Origin of the sequence: Paraburkholderia polaris, assembly GCF_012927345.1 — a bacterium.
Lineage (GTDB): Bacteria > Pseudomonadota > Gammaproteobacteria > Burkholderiales > Burkholderiaceae > Paraburkholderia > Paraburkholderia polaris.
On sequence record NZ_JABBGJ010000011.1, the window covers coordinates 35,920 to 53,503 of the forward strand.

Below are 17,584 nucleotides of genomic sequence, written 5' to 3' on the forward strand. Positions count from 1 at the left end.
AAAGCTCACCGAAAGCATGGTGGCCGTCCAGGCCGAAATTCGGCAAGATAACCCCATCCGACCTGCGACGGCGTCAATATTGCGCTCGTATAATCGCCTCCTTTAAATGCATCCGTTTGACCGGAGTCAAGATGAGCACCCCTGCCTTAGCGCCGCTGGACCGTTCCGAAACCACCTTCCGTTTTCTCGCCGAGCCCAGCTCGGTCAACTTCGGCGGCAAGGTGCATGGCGGTGCCTTGATGAAGTGGATCGACGAGACCGCATACGCGTGCTCGGCGGTGTGGTCGGGGCGCTACTGCGTGACGGTTAGCGTCGGCAACATCCGCTTTCGCCGGCCGATTCTGGTCGGCAACCTGGTCGAACTGCGCGCGCGGGTCGTGGCGACGGGCCGCACCAGCATGCACATCCACGTGTCGGTGCAGGCGGGCGATCCGAAGGGCGGCGAGCTGCTGCAAACCACGGATTGTCTGGTGGTGATGGTGGCTGTCAACGAGAACGGCCACCCGGTGCCGGTGCCGGCGTTCGTGCCGGAAACGGACGAACAGAAGCGCCTCGCCAAGTACGCGATGGACGTGAAGGAAGCGCTCGACGCGATCGTCGAATTGAAGCCGGAAGAAGTGGCGCAGGGAAAGGTTTAAGAAGCGGCGTCTGGTTTTGCGCCGCTCCAGGCGGCATCGGCACGCTTTGCGGGTACGTGTCGTTGTCGCTCGTAAGTGTCATGGACAGGCCGCGCGATCATTGCGTCCGCGCGGCCCGCTATTTCAAATCACGTCAGGCAATCTGCCGAGCCGGCCAACCTCCGGCTGATCCCATCGGCGATCACCCGGCCGAATGCCCGACCATATCCTTCGGCCGCACCCATTCGTCGAACTGCTCTTCGGTGACATAGCCGAGTGCGAGCGCTGACGCCTTCAGCGTCGTGCCTTCCTTGTGCGCCTTCTTCGCGATCTTTGCGGCCTTGTCGTAGCCGATGTGCGGGTTGAGCGCCGTCACCAGCATCAGCGATTCGTTGAGCAGCGTATCGATGCGCTCGCGATTCGGCTCGATGCCCACCGCACAGTTGTCGTTGAAGCTGTGCGCGCCGTCGGCGAGCAGGCGGACCGATTGCAACACGTTGTGCGCGATCATCGGCCGGAACACGTTCAACTCGAAGTTGCCGCTCGCGCCGCCGATATTCACCGCGACGTCGTTGCCGAACACCTGTGCGCACAGCATGGTCAAGGCTTCGGACTGGGTCGGATTGACCTTGCCCGGCATGATCGAGCTGCCGGGTTCGTTCTCCGGAATCGACAGTTCGCCCAGCCCGCAACGCGGGCCGCTCGCGAGCCAGCGGATGTCGTTGGCAATCTTGTTCAGGCTCGCCGCCACCGTCTTCAACGCGCCGTGCGCGAACACCAGCGCATCAGCCCCTGCCATGACTTCGAATTTGTTCGGCGCCGAGACGAACGGCAAGCCGGTCAGCTTGCCGATCGCGGCCGCCACCTTGTCCGCGAATTGCGGGTGCGCGTTCAACCCCGTGCCGACCGCGGTGCCGCCCTGCGCGAGTTCATACAGATGCGGCAGCGCCGATTCCACGTGACGGATGCCGTGATCGAGTTGCGCGACGTAGCCTGAAAACTCCTGACCGAGCGTCAGCGGCGTGGCGTCCTGCAGGTGCGTGCGACCGATCTTGACGATGTCGGCGAAGGCTTTCGCCTTGCCGTCGAGCGTATCGCGCAGCGTCTTCAGCGCGGGCAGCAGATGCTTGACGATCGCATAGGCGGCGGCCACGTGCATGGCTGTCGGAAACACGTCGTTCGACGACTGGCCGCGATTCACGTCGTCGTTCGGATGCACCTTGCGCGCTTCGCCGCGCTCGCCGCCGAGCAGCTCGCTCGCGCGATTCGCGATCACCTCGTTGAGGTTCATGTTGGTCTGCGTGCCGGAGCCGGTTTGCCAGACCGCGAGCGGAAATTCCTCCGGGTGCTTGCCGTCGATGATCTCGTCGGCCGCTTGCATGATCGCCTTCGCCTTGTTCCCGTCGAGCACGCCCAGCCCCTCATTGACTTCGGCGGCGGCGCGCTTGATGACGGCCAGCGCGGTGATCAGTTCGGGCGATTGTTTTTCAGACGAAATGCGGAAATTCTGCAGCGAGCGCTGGGTCTGCGCGCCCCATAGACGAGCGTTCGGTACGGCGATTTCACCGAACGTGTCGCGCTCCATTCGTACGTCTTCAGTCATGGTTCAACTCCGCTTTTCAAAGTTCTGCGTTGACAGGCAATAGGGAGAATAGACCCGTAAGCGCGTTCCGGTAGAAACCCGCCTCCGGATCGAAGATATAGGTGCGGCGCGTGCCGTCTTCGACGTCGGTCCAGACGAGCGGCGAGAGGGGCGCGCCGATCGAGCGCAGATAGGCGAGTTGCGCCGGGTCGGCAAGCGTGACGTGATAGCTGACTTCTGGCGCGATGGCCCGTTCGAAGATCTGCGCGACCTGTTCGGCGAGCGGCGGACTATGGATGACCAGCGTCTGCTCGGTGTTCAGATTGGCCGAACGCGGATCGAGATTCATCGAACCGATCACCAGAATCTTGCGATCGATGACATAGGTCTTGGCGTGCAGGCTGGCTCGCGAGCGAGATCCGGTGAAACCAGCGCGCGGCACCTTCTGCTGCGGTTTGAATTCATACAACTCCACGCCCTGTTGCAGCAGCGGCACGCGGAAGGGGTTATAGCCGGCTTGCACGGCCACCGCGTCGGTTGCGGCGAGCGAGTTGGTCAGTACGGCGATGCGGACGCCCCGATGCGTCAGTTCGCCGGCCGCCTTGACCCCGGACTCGTGCGGGACGAAGTAGGGCGAAATGATCAGAAAATCTTTCTGTGCGTCGTGCATCAGCTCGGTCAGGCGCTGCATCGGCGGGCTGACGTAATCCGGCGACGGGTGCACGATTTTCTCCGGCAGATCCGCCTTGAATTCGGCTGGCGCCCACGTCAATCCGAGTTGGTCCTGAGCAATCTGCGAGGCGAGCGGTGTCGCATTCAGCGGCTTCGCGTTGTACGGATCGGCGTTGGTGCGCCAGTGCTGGCGTAAATCGTCGCGCGTCTGGTCGAGTACTTTCGCATCGAACTTCTGTTTGTTCAGCACCCGCAGCGGATAGGCGATGCTGCTGTTCCAGTAGTCGTCGAAACTGGCGGAGACGTCGGCGACGATCGGACCGGCAGCCAGCACGTCGAGGTCGCGGAACTGCAGCGTTTCGCTGGCGCTGAAATATTCGTCGCCGAGGTTGCGGCCGCCGACGATGGCCAACTGGTTGTCGGTGATCATCGACTTGTTGTGCATGCGGCGCGTGAAATGGCCGATCTGCGTGAACAGGTTCGTGGTGCGTTCGAACACGCCTTCCTGCGCGCTGCCGAACGGATTGAAGACGCGGATCTCGATGTTGTCGTGCGAGTTCAGACCCGCCATCACCTGGTCGATGTCCTTGAAGTTCAGATCGTCGACCAGCATGCGCACTTTCACACCATGGTCGGCCGCGTAGAGCGCGGCGCCGAGCAGCAGCTTGCCGGTGGTGTCCTCATTGGCGATGTAGTACTGCATGTCGAGCGTTTTCGTCGCTGCGCGCGCGAGCGCAATGCGCATCTGCAAGGCGTCGGTGCCGCTCGACAGTACCCGGAAACCGGACTCGTTCGGATGCACGGCTTCGAGCGGTGCGAGGGCCGTGTGAAGCGGTGTTATTTCAGTGACGGGGAGTGCGTGGGTGACCGGGCGGTCGAATGCGGTGGCGGGAGGCTTGGTGGCGCAAGCGGTTAAAAATGCCGCTGCGCAGCACAGCAGGAAGAAATGTCTTGTCGTCCCCCAAAGGGACTTCTTCCGGGGCGTGCTGAACGCGCACTCGCGGTGTAGTGTGGTCTGATTCTGGTTGTGATTTTGATGCCACGACACGCTGTTTCTCCCTTGTTTGCACGCTTCTCGTGACGGCAGCGCGTGTGGCTTGATCACGCTGTCTAGAGATGCATTCTAAGGGGAATCAGGCCGGTGAGCTTTCGTTCTTCCGGGGGATCGTAACGAGGGATGTCAGCGAGGATTGTGGGCCCGCGTGGCGCATTCTATCCGCACGTTAAAGGCGCGCGGATAGATGCCGCTAGTCAAAGCAAAGAGCCTGCGATCCGTGGCGTTCGACGGCTGCTTGATCGTCGCGCGATAACCGGACGATCGTCGTTCGATAGCCGCTTGAGCGTCGCTCGACCCGCCTGAGCGTCGCTCAATGGCCGCTCGAGCGACGCCCGATTACCGCTTGATGGTGATTACCCGCGTTCGGCGGTCAACGCGCGCTCGCCATCCGGATGCGTAGACCCTTTCGCGGGGCGTCCCGCCCAATAACCCGCGAGCAGCGAGCCGGACAGGTTATGCCACACCGAAAACAACGCGCCCGGCAACGCCGCGATCGGCGTGAAATACAGCTTGCCGAGCGTGGCCGCGAGTCCCGAGTTCTGCATGCCCACTTCGATAGCGAGCGTGCGGCAGACGGCTTCGTCGAAGCCGAGCAGACGGCCACCCCAGTAGCCGCCGAGCAAACCGATGCCGTTGTGCAGCACGACACCCAGCATCACCACGAGGCCCACCGACGCGATGCTCTTCTGCGTGCCACCCACCACCGCGCCGATGATCAGCAGAATCGCAACCATCGAGATCAGCGGCAAAATCGGCTCGACCTTGCGCACCGCCTTGTTGAACAACTGGTTGACGACGAGGCCGACCACGATCGGCAACGCGACGATCTGCAGGATGCTCATCAGCATGCCGTGCACGTCGACGGCGATCGATGCGTCCACATAAAGGCGCGTGAGCAGCGGCGTCGCGAACACGCCGACCAGCGTCGACAACGCGCTGATCGTCACCGACAGCGCCACGTCGCCGCGCGCCAGATAGATCATGACGTTCGACGCCGTGCCGCTTGCCACGCTGCCCACCAGCACCATGCCGGCCGTCAGATCAGGGGGCATGCGCAGTGCCTTGGCGATGGCCCACGCGGCGAGCGGCATCACGAGGTAATGCAGCACGATGCCGGCGACCACCGGCGCGGGCCGCGTGAAGACGCGCTGGAAATCGGCCACCGATAGCGTGACGCCCATTGCCAGCATGATGATCGTCAGGAGCGTGGTGACATGCGGCGCAATACTGGTGAACGAGGCGGGCGAGAAGTACGCGGCAATCGAAACGAACACGGCCCAGAGCGGAAATAAACGGGTGACGCGGGCAAGCATGACGGGTGGTCCTTGGTTATGTTTTATAGCGAGAATTGATGGTCGGTCGAGCGGCATGCCGCGAAGCGCGATGCATGCTTGGGGTGCCGCTCACGAGGAGCGGCAGGCTCAGGCGGCGGGTGTCGGGCCGTCGGGGCGGCGCAGGCCTTCGTGAGGAGCGCGAGTGGCGTCACGCGGGTGCGCGCGGTTTTGCCAAAGCACGTATTTTACCGTTCGCGGCACGTTTGCCGGGAAACGATGGTTGCACGTGCAACCAGATGACCTGACAAGGTCGAACCTGGCCGCTGCATCCAACCGCATGCCCGAAAGCGGCCGCACAAAAAAGAAACCCGCGCAGTGCGCGGGTTGAACCCTGTCAGAGGAGTGTCTAGAAGACACTGAATCCTAGCGCGTGGGCGGCGCCTCGCCAACCAATCATCTGTGATTTGCTTAGCTCATGCCGATGGAGCAGACGGCGCGCCGGGCGTGACCGGTACGCGCCGCAAACTCAGCTTGTGAAAGCGCAGCGTCATCAGCAGCGCAACGCTTGCGAGGCCGGCCGCGAGTCCCCACCACAAACCGCGCGCGCCCAGCCCGAAGTGAAAGGCCAGCACGTAACCGGTCGGAAAGCCGATGACCCAATATCCGAACGTCGCGGCGATCATCGGCACGCGTGTGTCCTTCAGACCGCGCAGGCAGCCCGAGCCGACCGTCTGCATGCCGTCGACGATCTGGAAAATGGCGGCCACGCCGAGCAGCGAACTCGCCAACGTAACCGTGGCGGCGTTGGCCGGGTCGTCGAGATGCAGATACAGGCCCACAATCCAGTGCGGCGCGGCGATCAGTACGATGCCCGACAGCGTCATGAAGCCGACGCCGAGCGCGAGCGCAACGAAACCGGCGTGGCGCGCGGCGAGCGGCTGGCCGGCGCCGGACCAGTAGCCGACCCGCACGTTGGCCGCCTGGCCGATCGCGAGCGGCACCATGAAGGCCACCGAGGCGACGTTCAACGCGATCTGATGCGCGGCCAGTTGCGACTCGCCGAGCAGGCCGACCATCAGGCCGGTAGCGAGGAACAGGGTCGACTCGACGCCGTAGGTGATCGCGACCGGCCAGCCGATGCCGAACAGCTCGCCCATCAACGGCACGTTCGGCCGTGTTGCGACGACGAAGTGTTTATAGCGTGGCCGCAGATGCAACAAGGCCATCAGCACGAGCGCGCTCAGCCAGACGGTGATCGAGGTGGCCGCCGCCGAACCGAGAAAGCCGAGGCGGGGCAATCCGTAGACGCCGTGAATCAGCCCGTAATTGAGAAAACCGTTGACGAACACGCTGACGAGCGAGACCCACAGGAGCCGCTTGGCCGCGCCGATGGCCGGCAGGAACGAGCGCATCAGGCCGACGCCGATCAGGCTGCCGAGCGAGCCCCAGCGCAGCACCGCCGCGTATTCGCCGACATTGTGCGCAAGCAGCGCGGGTTCGCCGAACGCCAGCAGGATCGGCGTGGCGAACGACAGCAGAAAGAACGCGGGCACCGACAGCAGTACCGACAGCACGAGGCCGGTCCAGTAGATATGCGGCACGCGGCCTTCGTCCTGCGCGCCGCGCGCATGCGACACGCTCACGCTGACGGAGGTGAGCACGCCCTGCAGCAGCGTGACCACGACGAAGAACAGGTTGGCGCCGAGGCCGCCGGCGGCGAGCGCGTCGGGGCCGAGCGAGCCGAGCAGGATCGTGTCGGTGACGCCCATCGCCATTTGCGACAGTTGCGCGATGGCAAGCGGGGCCGCGAGCCGGGCGGTGTCGGCGGCGTGGCGGGTCAGGGTCGGCGGCCGGGCGGCCACCCGGGTGAAGCCGGATTGAGTCATGGAGCGCTTGGAAGCAGGGGCGACAGCGTGGCGGCGGGCGCAAGCCGAACGGCTCACGGGCGTGCGCGCCGCCGGTGGCGTGATGAAATGCGGAGGCTCACCGAAAGCGTAGGGCGGCTGTCAGCCGATTGTTTGTCTGTCGAAACTGACAGCTTATTGCTTGGGCGCGGGGATGTCGATGGAGGAGGCACGATTTTGGTGCGTGCAGTCCTCCGAGTTTTCGGACTCAACGTCCCGGATGACGAGCCGTTGGCCGTTAGTCTTCGAGTTCTCGGCCGCCAGTCTCCGGTTCAGCGTTTTTTGGCTGCGAATGTGTCCCGAAACCGGCGACCCCGCGCGTCAAGCCTCGTGCACCGCGATTCGCGTATCGCCGAGCAGCACGACCTGACCCGCGCGGATTTTGCAGGTTTTACGCGTTTCGACCCGGCCATCGACGGTCACCGCGCCGTCCGCGACCATCATTTTTGCCGACCCGCCGCTGTCCGCGAGCCCCGTTATCTTCAGGAGATTGTGCAGTTCGACGTAGTCGCCGGTCAGTGTGAAATCGAGGTTGGGCATGGCGTTTGCACCTTGAAGCAAAGGGTTCGCATCATAAGCCAGAAGCTCGCCCTGAATGAAAGTCCCGTGGTGCCGGGCCTCGCTCAGGCAATTGCAAGCAAATGTTATGCAGTTGTCAGAAAGTGAAACGTTCCGTAACACTGGTCGTATGTTGAGAACTTCACTCGTAAAGTGCGGGTCTGTAGGAAAGCCTGCTGGATTTTTCTGGCAACGACAAGACCGGGCGAGGCGCGCGTGAAGCACACATCAAATGCCGCGCCGGATATGACACCCGCGTCACAACAACTTTAGAGAGGATTTAGCCATGACCCAGATTCGTACGCTCCTGATCGGTACCGCCCTGACTGCTTTTGCCGCTACCGCTGCGCTCGCGCAGACCGCACAACCGGCCGCCGGTATGAACGGCCAGGCACAGGTCCAGACCCAAGGCGCCGATGTCGCGCCCGCAGCACCGGCCGCGCAGGGTGTGCAGCCGGTGACGCCGGCGCCGACGCGTCTGACGGCATCGGGCTCGACCGATCCGCTGGTCCAGAAGCGCGACGCCAACGCTCAGGCTAATGCCGAATACAAGGCGTCGAAGAAGGCGTCCAAGGCAGAGTTGAAGGAACAGCAAAAGGCCGCCAAGTCACAGTACAAGGAGCAGGTGCGTGACGCCAAGATCAACCAGAAGGCCGACAAGCAGACCGCCAACAATGAAATGAAGATGAACATGCAAGGCCAGACAGCCGATCAGGACGACGGCGCTGACGTGAAGCATTAAGCCTGAGTTCTGCAGCACCTGACGTGGCGGCCCTCCTCGCCGCCACGCCGAAGAGAAATGGCCCGGAGCGCCCATGCGCCCGGGCCATTTTTTCTGGGCGGTACGGAAAAAAGGGTCGCTTGTCTCTGATAGTTGTATGGATATACAGTATGCGTCGCCGCGCTAACTCCATCTCAGGCCCGAATCCACTGTGCTCTCCGTCGCTGAATCTCCGCCACCGTCCGATTCCGGTACCGACACCGCCGTCTGGCTGGCAAAGCTCAACGACGCGCAACGCGAAGCCGTCGAATACGGCGCCGACAGTGCCAGCGCGCCGCCGGGCGCGCTGCTGGTGATCGCGGGGGCCGGCTCCGGCAAGACCAACACGCTGGCGCACCGGGTCGCCAATCTGGTGGTGAAGGGTGCCGATCCGCGCCGTATCCTGTTGCTGACCTTCTCACGCCGCGCCGCGCTCGAAATGACCCGCCGCGTCACGCGCATCGCCGGTGCGGCGCTCGGTACGCGGGCCGCGCTGGCGCAAGGGCTGACGTGGTCCGGGACCTTCCATAGCGTTGGCGCGCGGCTATTGCGCGAATACGCGGACCTGATCGGCCTCGCGCCCGCCTTCACGATCAACGACCGTGAGGATTCCGCCGACCTGATGAATCTCGTGCGCCACGAGCTCGGTTTGTCGGCGAAAGAGCGGCGCTTTCCAGCCAAGGGCACCTGCTTTGCGATTTACTCGCGCGTGGTGAACACCGGCGCGTCGCTCGCCGATGTGCTCAACAGCGCGTTCCCCTGGTGCCGCGAGTGGGAAGCCGATCTGCGCATGCTGTTCGCCGCGTATGTCGAAGCCAAGCAGAAACAGAGCGTGCTCGACTACGACGACCTGCTGCTCTACTGGTCGCATATGGCCGCGGAGCCGGCGATCGCGGCCGATCTGTCGGCGCGCTTCGATCACGTTCTGGTCGACGAGTATCAGGACACCAACCGCTTGCAGGCGTCGATCCTGCTCGCGCTGAAACCGGATGGCCGCGGCCTGACGGTGGTCGGCGACGACGCCCAGTCGATCTATTCGTTTCGCGGCGCTACCGTGCGCAACATTCTCGACTTCCCGGCGCACTTCAATCCGCCCGCGAGGCAGATCACGCTCGAGCGCAATTACCGCTCAACCGGGCCGATTCTGGCGGCGTCGAATGCGGTGATCGAGCTTGCCAGCGAGCGCTACACGAAGAATCTGTGGACCGACAAGGCCTCGGCGCAGCGTCCGCGTCTGGTGACGGTCGCCGACGAAGCGGATCAGGCGCGCTACATCGTCGAACAGGTGCTCGAAGCGCGCGAGCAGGGCATGAAGCTCAAGTCACAGGCGGTGCTGTTTCGCGCCGCGCATCACAGCGCCGCGCTCGAGATCGAACTGACCCGGCGCAACATTCCGTTCGTGAAGTTCGGCGGCCTGAAGTTTCTCGACTCAGTGCATGTCAAGGATGTGCTCGCTGTGCTGCGCTGGGCGGAGAATCCACGCGACCGAGTCGCTGGTTTTCGCGTTGTGCAATTACTGCCGGGCATCGGTCCCGCCACCGCCGCGAAGGTGCTGGACGAGGTCGTGGCCCGGGCGGCCGGCGGCAATCCGGCCGATATCACCCATAGCGCCGGTGGCGCGCTGGCCGCCTTTGCGCCGCCTGCTCGTGCACAGGAAGACTGGCATCCGTTCGTCAAGCTGATGTCGAGCGTGTACGGTCGCCAGACGCCGTGGCCAGCCGAGTTCGAAATGGTGCGGCGCTGGTACGAGCCGCATCTCGAGCGCAACCATGAGGACGCGGCGATTCGTCATGCGGACGTGCTGCAGATGGAAAGCATCGCGGGCACCTATGCATCGCGCGAGCGTTTCCTGACCGAGTTGACGCTCGATCCGCCCGACGCCACCAGCGACGAATCCGGCGTGCCGCTGATCGACGAGGACTACCTGATCCTGTCCACGATCCATTCGGCGAAAGGGCAGGAGTGGCGCAACGTGTTCGTGCTGAATGGCGTCGACGGTTGCATTCCGTCCGATCTCGGCACCGGCAGCGAAGAGGAAATCGACGAGGAGCGCCGCCTGTTATACGTGGCAATGACACGCGCGAAGGAAGACCTGCATATCGTCGTGCCGCAGCGCTTTTACGTGCACAACCAGACCCATACGGGTGACCGTCACGTATGGGCGTCGCGCACACGGTTCATTCCGGCGCATCTGATGCCCTTGTTCGACGCCTACGCCTGGCCGCGCGTGCCAGTGCCGAGCACGCCGACAGCGGCGGGGCTGGCCGCGGCGGCGCAGGCGAAGATCGAGATTGGGGCGAAGCTCAGGAAGATGTGGGATTGACGCGGCGATACCGGGTTCGGGCGCGATCGAGGCCGCATTTCTTTGGCCTCTTTCCTGACGCCCCGGTGAGCGTTGCGGCCACCCCCGGTTGCAGCTAGCCGCTGCCGGCTGGTTTTAGCGCGACTGCCGTTGTTGTTGCTGTTGCGGCGCCGGACGCGGTGGCACGAAGAAATTGCGCAGCCATGCGGCGAGGCGCGAGAACACGTCATACGGTTCTTCGACGAAAATTTCCGGTTTCAGCAAGCGCAGATATTCCATGATCTGCTGCGCTTCCTGCTTCTGGAACGAGCCGTGCGAAATACCCAGGCGCAACAGGCCACGCAGTTCGCCGAGCTTTTCGCGCGCGATGCTGCCCACACCTGTTTCGCACGCCACTTTGGCTTCGTAGACGCGTTGACGCAGCGATTCCACCAGACGCCAGGCCGGCGTCTGCATGATCTCCTCGAGCGCCTGAATATCCTTTGCCTCGCTCTTGATCTGCGCCGCGAGCGGATCGATCAGCGCGGTGTCGCCTTCTGCTTCCTTGACGATGGCCGCCGCCCAGTCGCGGCACTGCTTGGCGAGCTCTTCCGGCGTCCATTCCGAACGGGCCGCAAAGCCGAAACCGAATTCCCCCGCCTGCCGGATCAGAATCGCCACGACGTCCGGGAATTCCTTGTCCAGCGTACGTTTCGCCCAAGCATACTGGCCACCTTGCAACATCCGCTGAACCGCGTGTTCTGTCAGCGGCACCATGTTGTCGAGCAGCTTGGCGCGCAAAAAGTCCTCAAACGACGGCGTCGCGAACTGCGGATCGAGCTTCAGCGAAACCCGCAGAAAAGCGTCGAAATCCTTGCGCAGCGTCGCAATGGTCTCGTCTTTGAGCGTGAGGGTGATTTGACCCATGTGTTATCCCGTTTGGTCCTGCCGCGCGGCCTCGTCATGTCGCCCGATCGCACCCGGACCCTGTGAGACGCGACGCCAAATGCCGGCGCGGTTGATTCCTGCCTGTTGTCGCGTAATCAGCGGGATGTATCCCGATGAGCGGACCTCGACTTCATATCGGCGGAATTAAGGGAAACTTAAGGGTTAGTGGCTGATTGACGACCGGTTTAGAGGTGGGCGTCGGCGTCGCCCGGTTGAGCGTGGTGCGCAAGCAATACGCGCTCGGCGCCGCTAGTGCGAGGCGGTGCCGGTGCGCAGCGCCTCGCGGCACCGGAGCGACGGCGCCAGACATGCGGCCACTCCGCTGTGCCGATACCGGCCGTTTGCGCTTATTTAAGCACGACGCCTTGCCAGACAAAAAAGACCGTCAGGCCGACCGCTATGGTCAACAGCGGCCGCCGCGTCAGCGCGCTGACCGCGATAGCGGCCAGTGCCCCGACCAGTTGCGGGTTGCGCCAGGTCAATTCGGCGCTGGTGCCGTGCGGCGAGACAGCCATCGGCACGATGATCGCCGTCAGCACTGTCACGGGCACGAAGCCGAGCGCGGTGCGCACGAGCGGCGGAAACACCAGCCGGTCGCCGAGCACGAAGACGGCGGCGCGGATCACCCACGTGATGGCTGCCATGCCGAGGATCAGAACGACGTAGTTCATCGCGATGCCTCCATGGTTTCCTTCGAGATTTTCCGCGGGGCTTCCCGCAGGGGCCCTTGCGAGGCTTCGCGCGAAGCTTCTCGCGAGGATTCGCGATTTCCCCGCGCGCCTCGCCCAAACCGCGGCGACGACAGCAAGACACCGATTGCCACGCCCGCGAACACTGCGCCGAGCAGGCCGAGCTTGTATGGCCACGCCTGCCAGAAGAAGGCTAGCGTGCCCGCGGTGACGGCCGCCGCGATATAGCGCAGCGCGACGAGCTGCGGCACGACGATCGCAATGAAGGTTGCGACCATGGCGAAATCGAGCCCAAGCGACTGCAGACCCGGAAAGGCCGCACCGAACAGCAGGCCGGCGACGGTCCAGAGCTGCCAGTTCAGGTACATCGCCAGACCCGCGCCGAAGAAGTAGTGCGGGCCGACCGTACCGGGCTCCCGATGCCGGTAATGTTCCCACGCGACTGCGAAGACTTCGTCAGTGAGCAGTGCGCCGAGCGCCCAGCGCCAGCGCGCGGACAGATGCGCGACATGCGGCGCGAGCGTCGCGCTATACAGCACGTGACGCAGGTTGACGACGAGCGTGGTCGCCCAGATCACCGCAAAACTCGCGTGGCCGGCGATCAGGCCCAGCGCGATGAATTGCGCGGAGCCGGCGAACACGACAAGCGACATCAGCTGCCCGTGCCATAGATGCAGCGGGCCGGACGCAACCAGGGTGCCGAAGATCACGCCGAAGGGCGCCGCGCCGACCATCATCGGGATAATGTCGCGCGCGCCGGCGGTGAACTCTTTTAAGTGGCCTGAGCTTGAGCGCTGGCCGGGGTTGGAATGGGTCAATCTTGCCTCCTTGATTCGGCAAGCATAGCGAGGGGTGCCGAGTGGGGCTTGTACGTTCTTGCGGTGGGTGCGCAGATGCTGCGGAGGGCGGTGCCCGGTAGACCGGGTTGTTCCAATGTCCGAGGCGGATGGAGGCGTAGCGCGGGGGCCAATCGGAGCGGACCCCTGAGGAGGTCGTCCAGAGATTGCATCGCTGCGTGGGCCGGTTGTGCGGACTGCCGGTGTGGGCACGTATGCTGCGTTTGGGATGGACGAACGGCCGGCCAGGCGCCTCGATAGCGTTGCAATCACACCTCGCAGGCGCCGTCCTGTCGTCCGTGAGCCCCGCGTCAGCTGCCTTGCCAGCGTCCTGGCGGCACGCCGAACATGCGCCGGAAATGGCGCGTGAAATGGCTCTGATCCGTGAAACCGCTGGCAGCGGCGACATCCGTCACGGAGACCCCCGCACGCAACGGTGCAAGCGAGCGTTGCAGGCGCATCTGGTTGCGCCACGCGTGTGGCGGCAGGCCGGTTGCCTGGTTGAAAAGGCGTGCGGCGTGAAAGGGTGACAGTCCCGCTGCCCGCGCGACTTCGGCCAGCGTGACAGCTTCGGCGAGGTCACCGGTCAGGCGCTCCTGCATGGTCGCGACGCGGGCGTCGTCGGTGGCGAGGCGCGACGGTTCCGGCTGCGTTTGCGAATAGCGGAGCAGCAAGGTAGACAAAGCGTCGAGCATGGCGGCCTCGGCGGCAAGCGGATCGTCGCCGGCCTCCAGCAGGCAGTGCGCGCGCGCCAGTCGCTGCGCCAGATCGGGATCGCGGATCACCCCCGGCGCGAACCACGGCAATGCTTGCGGCTTGCCGGCGATTTCGCTGGCGAGATCGTGGATGAAATCCACCGGCGCATACATCACGCGATACCGCCAGCCTGCCTCGACAGCCTTAGAACCGGTGTGCAACTCGCCGGGATTGACGATCGGCACGCTGCCCGCTTCGGCGACATAGTTCGAACCGCGATACCGATACCCCTCGGCGCCCGCGACGATCACCGGAATCGTGTACGCATCGTGCCAATGCGGCGTGAACTCGTGGTCGTGATATTCGGCCGTGAGCAGGTCCGCGCCGGGCAGAAGCGGCGTGCGCCAGTAGCGCGCGGAATCCTGGAAGCGATGGGCGGTCATGGTGGAAGTGCGTGATCCGGTGGTCCGGTGGTCCGGCAATCCGGCAATCCGACGGTCCGGCTGGACCGGTCAGTGTAGCGCGCTGTGGCCGCTGCCGGTGCCGTTACTCATGCGTGCATGCCTTTGCGTAGTGAGTTTTGCCGTAGGACGCCGATTACTTGACCGGGATCGTCGTACCGGCCGGCATCGGCACGGCGCTTACGCTGTTTTTCGCGCTGCCGCTGACGACGCGGTCACTGTAGGTCAGATACACCAGCGTGTTGCGCTTAGCATCGACCACCCGCACCACATGCAATGATTTGAAGATCAGTGACATGCTTACCGAGAACACGTCGGCTTGCTGCTTGAGCGGGCCGGTGATGCGGATCGCGCCAACCTGCCGGCAGGCGATCGACGCCTCTGTTGGATCCTCGGCGATGCCGAGCGTGCCCTTGACCCCGCCCGTGCGCGCCCGCGATACATAGCAGGTCACACCCTGGACCAACGGATCGTCATAGGCTTCGACGACCACGCGGTCAGAGCCGGTAATGCGGAAATTGGTATTGACGCTGCCGACTTCTTCGCTGTGTGCCGGAGGCAGCACCAGGGCGGCAGTGACGACAAGCGCGACGCGCAACAAGATCGGTTTCATGAGATGGCCGGGAATGAGCGTTTGGGTTGGGCGCGGGAGGAGTTGCGCCGATAAAACACCATCCTATAACGGGCTGCCGTCAGAGGGTCAGTGCAAATGCCCTGGGCCATGCGCTACCTTCCGGCGGTACAAGCGATCGTCGTCCGACGCAGGCCACCTGACCCGGTGTTGAAACTGGCCAAGCCAAAACGCCAAGCCAAAACAAAAAGGCCCGCACGAATGCGGGCCTTCTAAATTTTTTGGCTCCTCGACCTGGGCTCGAACCAGGGACCTACGGATTAACAGTCCGGCGCTCTACCGACTGAGCTATCGAGGAACAGCAGTACAACTTGATCTACATAAAAAAGCCCGTATTGGTTAACGGGCTTTTGCAATTCTTGGCTCCTCGACCTGGGCTCGAACCAGGGACCTACGGATTAACAGTCCGGCGCTCTACCGACTGAGCTATCGAGGAACAGCAGTACAACTTGATCTACATAAAAAAGCCCGTATTGGTTAACGGGCTTTTGCAATTCTTGGCTCCTCGACCTGGGCTCGAACCAGGGACCTACGGATTAACAGTCCGGCGCTCTACCGACTGAGCTATCGAGGAACAGAACAACAAACAGCAGAGAAGCGAAATTGTAGGAGGTGACTAAGCGCCTGTCAATACCCTGTGTTCATCTCGATTTGATTCGAATGCAACAGCGGGAGACGGGCCGCGCTACTTAACGTACGAGCAGGGCCAGCTTTTCCTTCACGTCCTTGAATTCGTCGGCTTCCGGCAGCGGCGCCTTGGTCTTGGTGATGCTCGGCCAGTTCTTCGCCAGATCGGCATTCAGCTCGGTGAAGTGCTGCTGGTCGCCCGGCACGTCTTCTTCGGCATAAATGGCGTTCACCGGGCACTCGGCCACGCACACAGCGCAGTCGATGCATTCATCGGGGTCGATCGCGAGGAAGTTGGGACCTTCGCGAAAGCAGTCCACCGGGCACACATCGACGCAGTCGGTATAGCGGCACTTGATGCAGCTTTCGGTCACAACGTGAGTCATTCAGGCAGCTCCTGCATGCGGAATCAGGGAAGGCGAAAACGCCAAAAGCGCTATTGTAACGTAACGTCAAGAGCCGCATACGGCATCGGGCAATGCCTTTTATACGTTTTCGTGATTAGTTTATGGCGTCCGGCGCGGCCGCCCGACCGCGCGCTGAATCCAGGCGCATTCGGGTAACATGCGTCAGGTTGGCGCGCACGGGGCGCGCCGCACGCGCATGGGTTGGCGCGGTTGGTCGAGCCAAGCCTTCCGTTTTTCCTGCAGTCCAGTTCGCGCCATCATGATTATTACTTCGCTGCTCGACACCGATCTGTACAAGTTCACGATGATGCAAGTGGTGTTGCATCACTTTCCCGCGGCGAATGTCGAGTACCGGTTTCGCTGCCGCACGCCGAATGTCGACCTCGTGCCGTATATCGGCGAGATTCGCGATGAAGTGCGCAAGCTGTGCGATCTGCGCTTCACTGACGACGAGCTCGACTACCTGCGGCGCATGCGCTTCATCAAGGGCGACTTCATCGAATTTCTCGCGCTGTTCCATCTGAGCGAGAAATACATTTCGATCGAACCGTCGCCGAAAGGCAATGGCGAAATCGACATCGAGATCAAGGGGCCGTGGCTGCACACGATCCTGTTCGAGATCCCGATGCTCGCGATCGTCAACGAGGTCTACTTCCGCAACACCCAGCAAAAGCCTGATTACAGCGAAGGGCGCGGCCGTCTCGTCGAAAAGATCAAGCTGCTGGGTGCGCGCCCGGAATTCGCCGACTGCAAGATCGCCGACTACGGCACACGGCGCCGCTTCTCGAAGCAATGGCACGAAGAAGTGATCCTCACGCTGAAAGACGGCCTCGGCGAGCAATTCGCCGGCACCAGCAACGTCTTCTATGCGATGAAGCACAGCCTTACGCCGCTCGGCACGATGGCGCATGAATACCTGCAGGCATGTCAGGCGCTCGGTCCGCGGCTGCGCGATTCGCAGATCTTCGGCTTCGAGATGTGGGCGAAGGAGTATCGCGGCGACCTGGGTATTGCCCTGTCGGACGTGTACGGCATGGAGGCGTTCCTGCGCGACTTCGACATGTACTTCTGCAAGCTGTTCGACGGCGCGCGCCACGATTCCGGCGATCCGTTCGACTGGGGCGAGCGCCTGCTCAAGCACTACGAGGCAAACCGCTGCGACCCGCGCACCAAGATCCTCGTGTTCTCCGACGCGCTCGACATTCCGAAGGTGCTGCAACTGTACGAGCGTTTCCGCGGCCGCTGCAAGCTGGCATTCGGCGTAGGAACCAATCTGACAAACGACCTGGGCTACAACCCGTTGCAGATTGTCATCAAGATGGTTCGCTGCAACGGTCAGCCGGTGGCGAAGCTGTCGGATTCGCCGGGCAAGAACATGTGCGAAGACAAGGCCTATCTCGCGTATCTGCGTCAGGTATTCGGCATTGCGCAGCCCGAGGAAGACGCTGCGAAGTAATGTGGCGCCTGCGTGGCTCATGTGCGACTCAGGTGCCGATACCTCGCGGAGATCGCGCTTGCCGCGCGGCCGATACGCGGCCATAGGCCGTTCAGCCAGGGTGTTCGCGGGCAGGGTGGCCGGTATAA

14 protein-coding genes, 3 tRNA genes and 1 pseudogene are annotated in these 17,584 nt (G+C 63.1%); 4 read left to right on the forward strand and 14 right to left on the reverse strand.

Features of this window, described 5'->3' with window-relative positions:
* The first annotated feature begins 131 nt into the window (after positions 1 to 131).
* A complete protein-coding gene (locus tag HHL24_RS11920; RefSeq protein ID WP_028199238.1) occupies positions 132 to 638 on the forward strand; it encodes an acyl-CoA thioesterase in 507 nt (168 codons plus the stop codon).
* 181 nt (positions 639 to 819) lie between these two features.
* On the opposite strand, the gene fumC is transcribed toward HHL24_RS11920, so the two are convergent.
* The 5 genes from fumC to HHL24_RS11945 all read right to left on the reverse strand — a co-directional run bounded on the left by fumC (position 820) and on the right by HHL24_RS11945 (position 7,646).
* Entirely contained in the window at positions 820 to 2,220 is a 1,401-nt protein-coding gene (gene fumC, locus HHL24_RS11925; RefSeq protein ID WP_169485681.1) for a class II fumarate hydratase, read from the reverse strand.
* 16 nt (positions 2,221 to 2,236) lie between these two features.
* Positions 2,237 to 3,919, reverse strand: coding sequence for a phospholipase D family protein (locus HHL24_RS11930; RefSeq protein ID WP_407947496.1), 1,683 nt, complete (start codon positions 3,917 to 3,919; stop codon positions 2,237 to 2,239).
* A 362-nt stretch (positions 3,920 to 4,281) separates the two neighbouring features.
* Positions 4,282 to 5,241, reverse strand: a complete 960-nt coding sequence (gene panS / locus HHL24_RS11935) for a ketopantoate/pantoate/pantothenate transporter PanS (protein WP_169485682.1) — start codon at positions 5,239 to 5,241, stop codon at positions 4,282 to 4,284.
* Between the two features lie 434 nt (positions 5,242 to 5,675).
* Entirely contained in the window at positions 5,676 to 7,088 is a 1,413-nt protein-coding gene (locus tag HHL24_RS11940; protein ID WP_169485683.1) for an MATE family efflux transporter, read from the reverse strand.
* 339 nt (positions 7,089 to 7,427) lie between these two features.
* A complete protein-coding gene (locus HHL24_RS11945) occupies positions 7,428 to 7,646 on the reverse strand; it encodes an RNA-binding S4 domain-containing protein (RefSeq protein ID WP_011489423.1) in 219 nt (72 codons plus the stop codon).
* A 304-nt stretch (positions 7,647 to 7,950) separates the two neighbouring features.
* Between HHL24_RS11945 and HHL24_RS11950 the strand changes: the two genes are divergently transcribed.
* Together HHL24_RS11950 and HHL24_RS11955 are read left to right on the forward strand one after the other, a co-directional pair.
* Positions 7,951 to 8,406: a hypothetical protein gene (locus HHL24_RS11950; protein ID WP_169485684.1), complete on the forward strand. Its 456-nt coding sequence runs from the start codon at positions 7,951 to 7,953 to the stop codon at positions 8,404 to 8,406.
* A 190-nt stretch (positions 8,407 to 8,596) separates the two neighbouring features.
* Positions 8,597 to 10,747, forward strand: a complete 2,151-nt coding sequence (locus HHL24_RS11955) for an ATP-dependent helicase (protein WP_169485685.1) — start codon at positions 8,597 to 8,599, stop codon at positions 10,745 to 10,747.
* Between the two features lie 114 nt (positions 10,748 to 10,861).
* Here HHL24_RS11955 and HHL24_RS11960 read toward each other — a convergent pair whose 3' ends face one another.
* The 9 genes and pseudogenes from HHL24_RS11960 to fdxA all read right to left on the reverse strand — a co-directional run bounded on the left by HHL24_RS11960 (position 10,862) and on the right by fdxA (position 15,979).
* Positions 10,862 to 11,632, reverse strand: coding sequence for a DUF4088 family protein (locus HHL24_RS11960; RefSeq protein WP_169485686.1), 771 nt, complete (start codon positions 11,630 to 11,632; stop codon positions 10,862 to 10,864).
* Between the two features lie 368 nt (positions 11,633 to 12,000).
* Complete coding sequence (locus tag HHL24_RS11965) at positions 12,001 to 12,324, reverse strand: AzlD domain-containing protein (protein WP_169485687.1); 324 nt, start codon at positions 12,322 to 12,324, stop codon at positions 12,001 to 12,003.
* A gap of 80 nt (positions 12,325 to 12,404) precedes the next feature.
* Positions 12,405 to 13,160: pseudogene (locus HHL24_RS11970) on the reverse strand (AzlC family ABC transporter permease); the annotation flags it as partial.
* A gap of 329 nt (positions 13,161 to 13,489) precedes the next feature.
* Positions 13,490 to 14,317, reverse strand: a complete 828-nt coding sequence (locus HHL24_RS11975) for a helix-turn-helix transcriptional regulator (protein ID WP_169485688.1) — start codon at positions 14,315 to 14,317, stop codon at positions 13,490 to 13,492.
* A 154-nt stretch (positions 14,318 to 14,471) separates the two neighbouring features.
* Positions 14,472 to 14,948: a CreA family protein gene (locus HHL24_RS11980; RefSeq protein WP_169485689.1), complete on the reverse strand. Its 477-nt coding sequence runs from the start codon at positions 14,946 to 14,948 to the stop codon at positions 14,472 to 14,474.
* Positions 14,949 to 15,188: 240 nt separating this feature from the next.
* Positions 15,189 to 15,264 (reverse strand) — tRNA-Asn (locus HHL24_RS11985).
* A gap of 62 nt (positions 15,265 to 15,326) precedes the next feature.
* Positions 15,327 to 15,402, reverse strand: a tRNA-Asn gene (locus HHL24_RS11990).
* 62 nt (positions 15,403 to 15,464) lie between these two features.
* A tRNA-Asn gene (locus tag HHL24_RS11995) sits at positions 15,465 to 15,540 on the reverse strand.
* 115 nt (positions 15,541 to 15,655) lie between these two features.
* A complete protein-coding gene (gene fdxA, locus HHL24_RS12000; protein WP_054036179.1) occupies positions 15,656 to 15,979 on the reverse strand; it encodes a ferredoxin FdxA in 324 nt (107 codons plus the stop codon).
* A 280-nt stretch (positions 15,980 to 16,259) separates the two neighbouring features.
* Here fdxA and pncB point away from each other — a divergent pair, with 280 nt between their 5' ends.
* A complete protein-coding gene (gene pncB, locus HHL24_RS12005; protein WP_169485690.1) occupies positions 16,260 to 17,456 on the forward strand; it encodes a nicotinate phosphoribosyltransferase in 1,197 nt (398 codons plus the stop codon).
* The last annotated feature ends 128 nt before the right edge of the window (positions 17,457 to 17,584 follow it).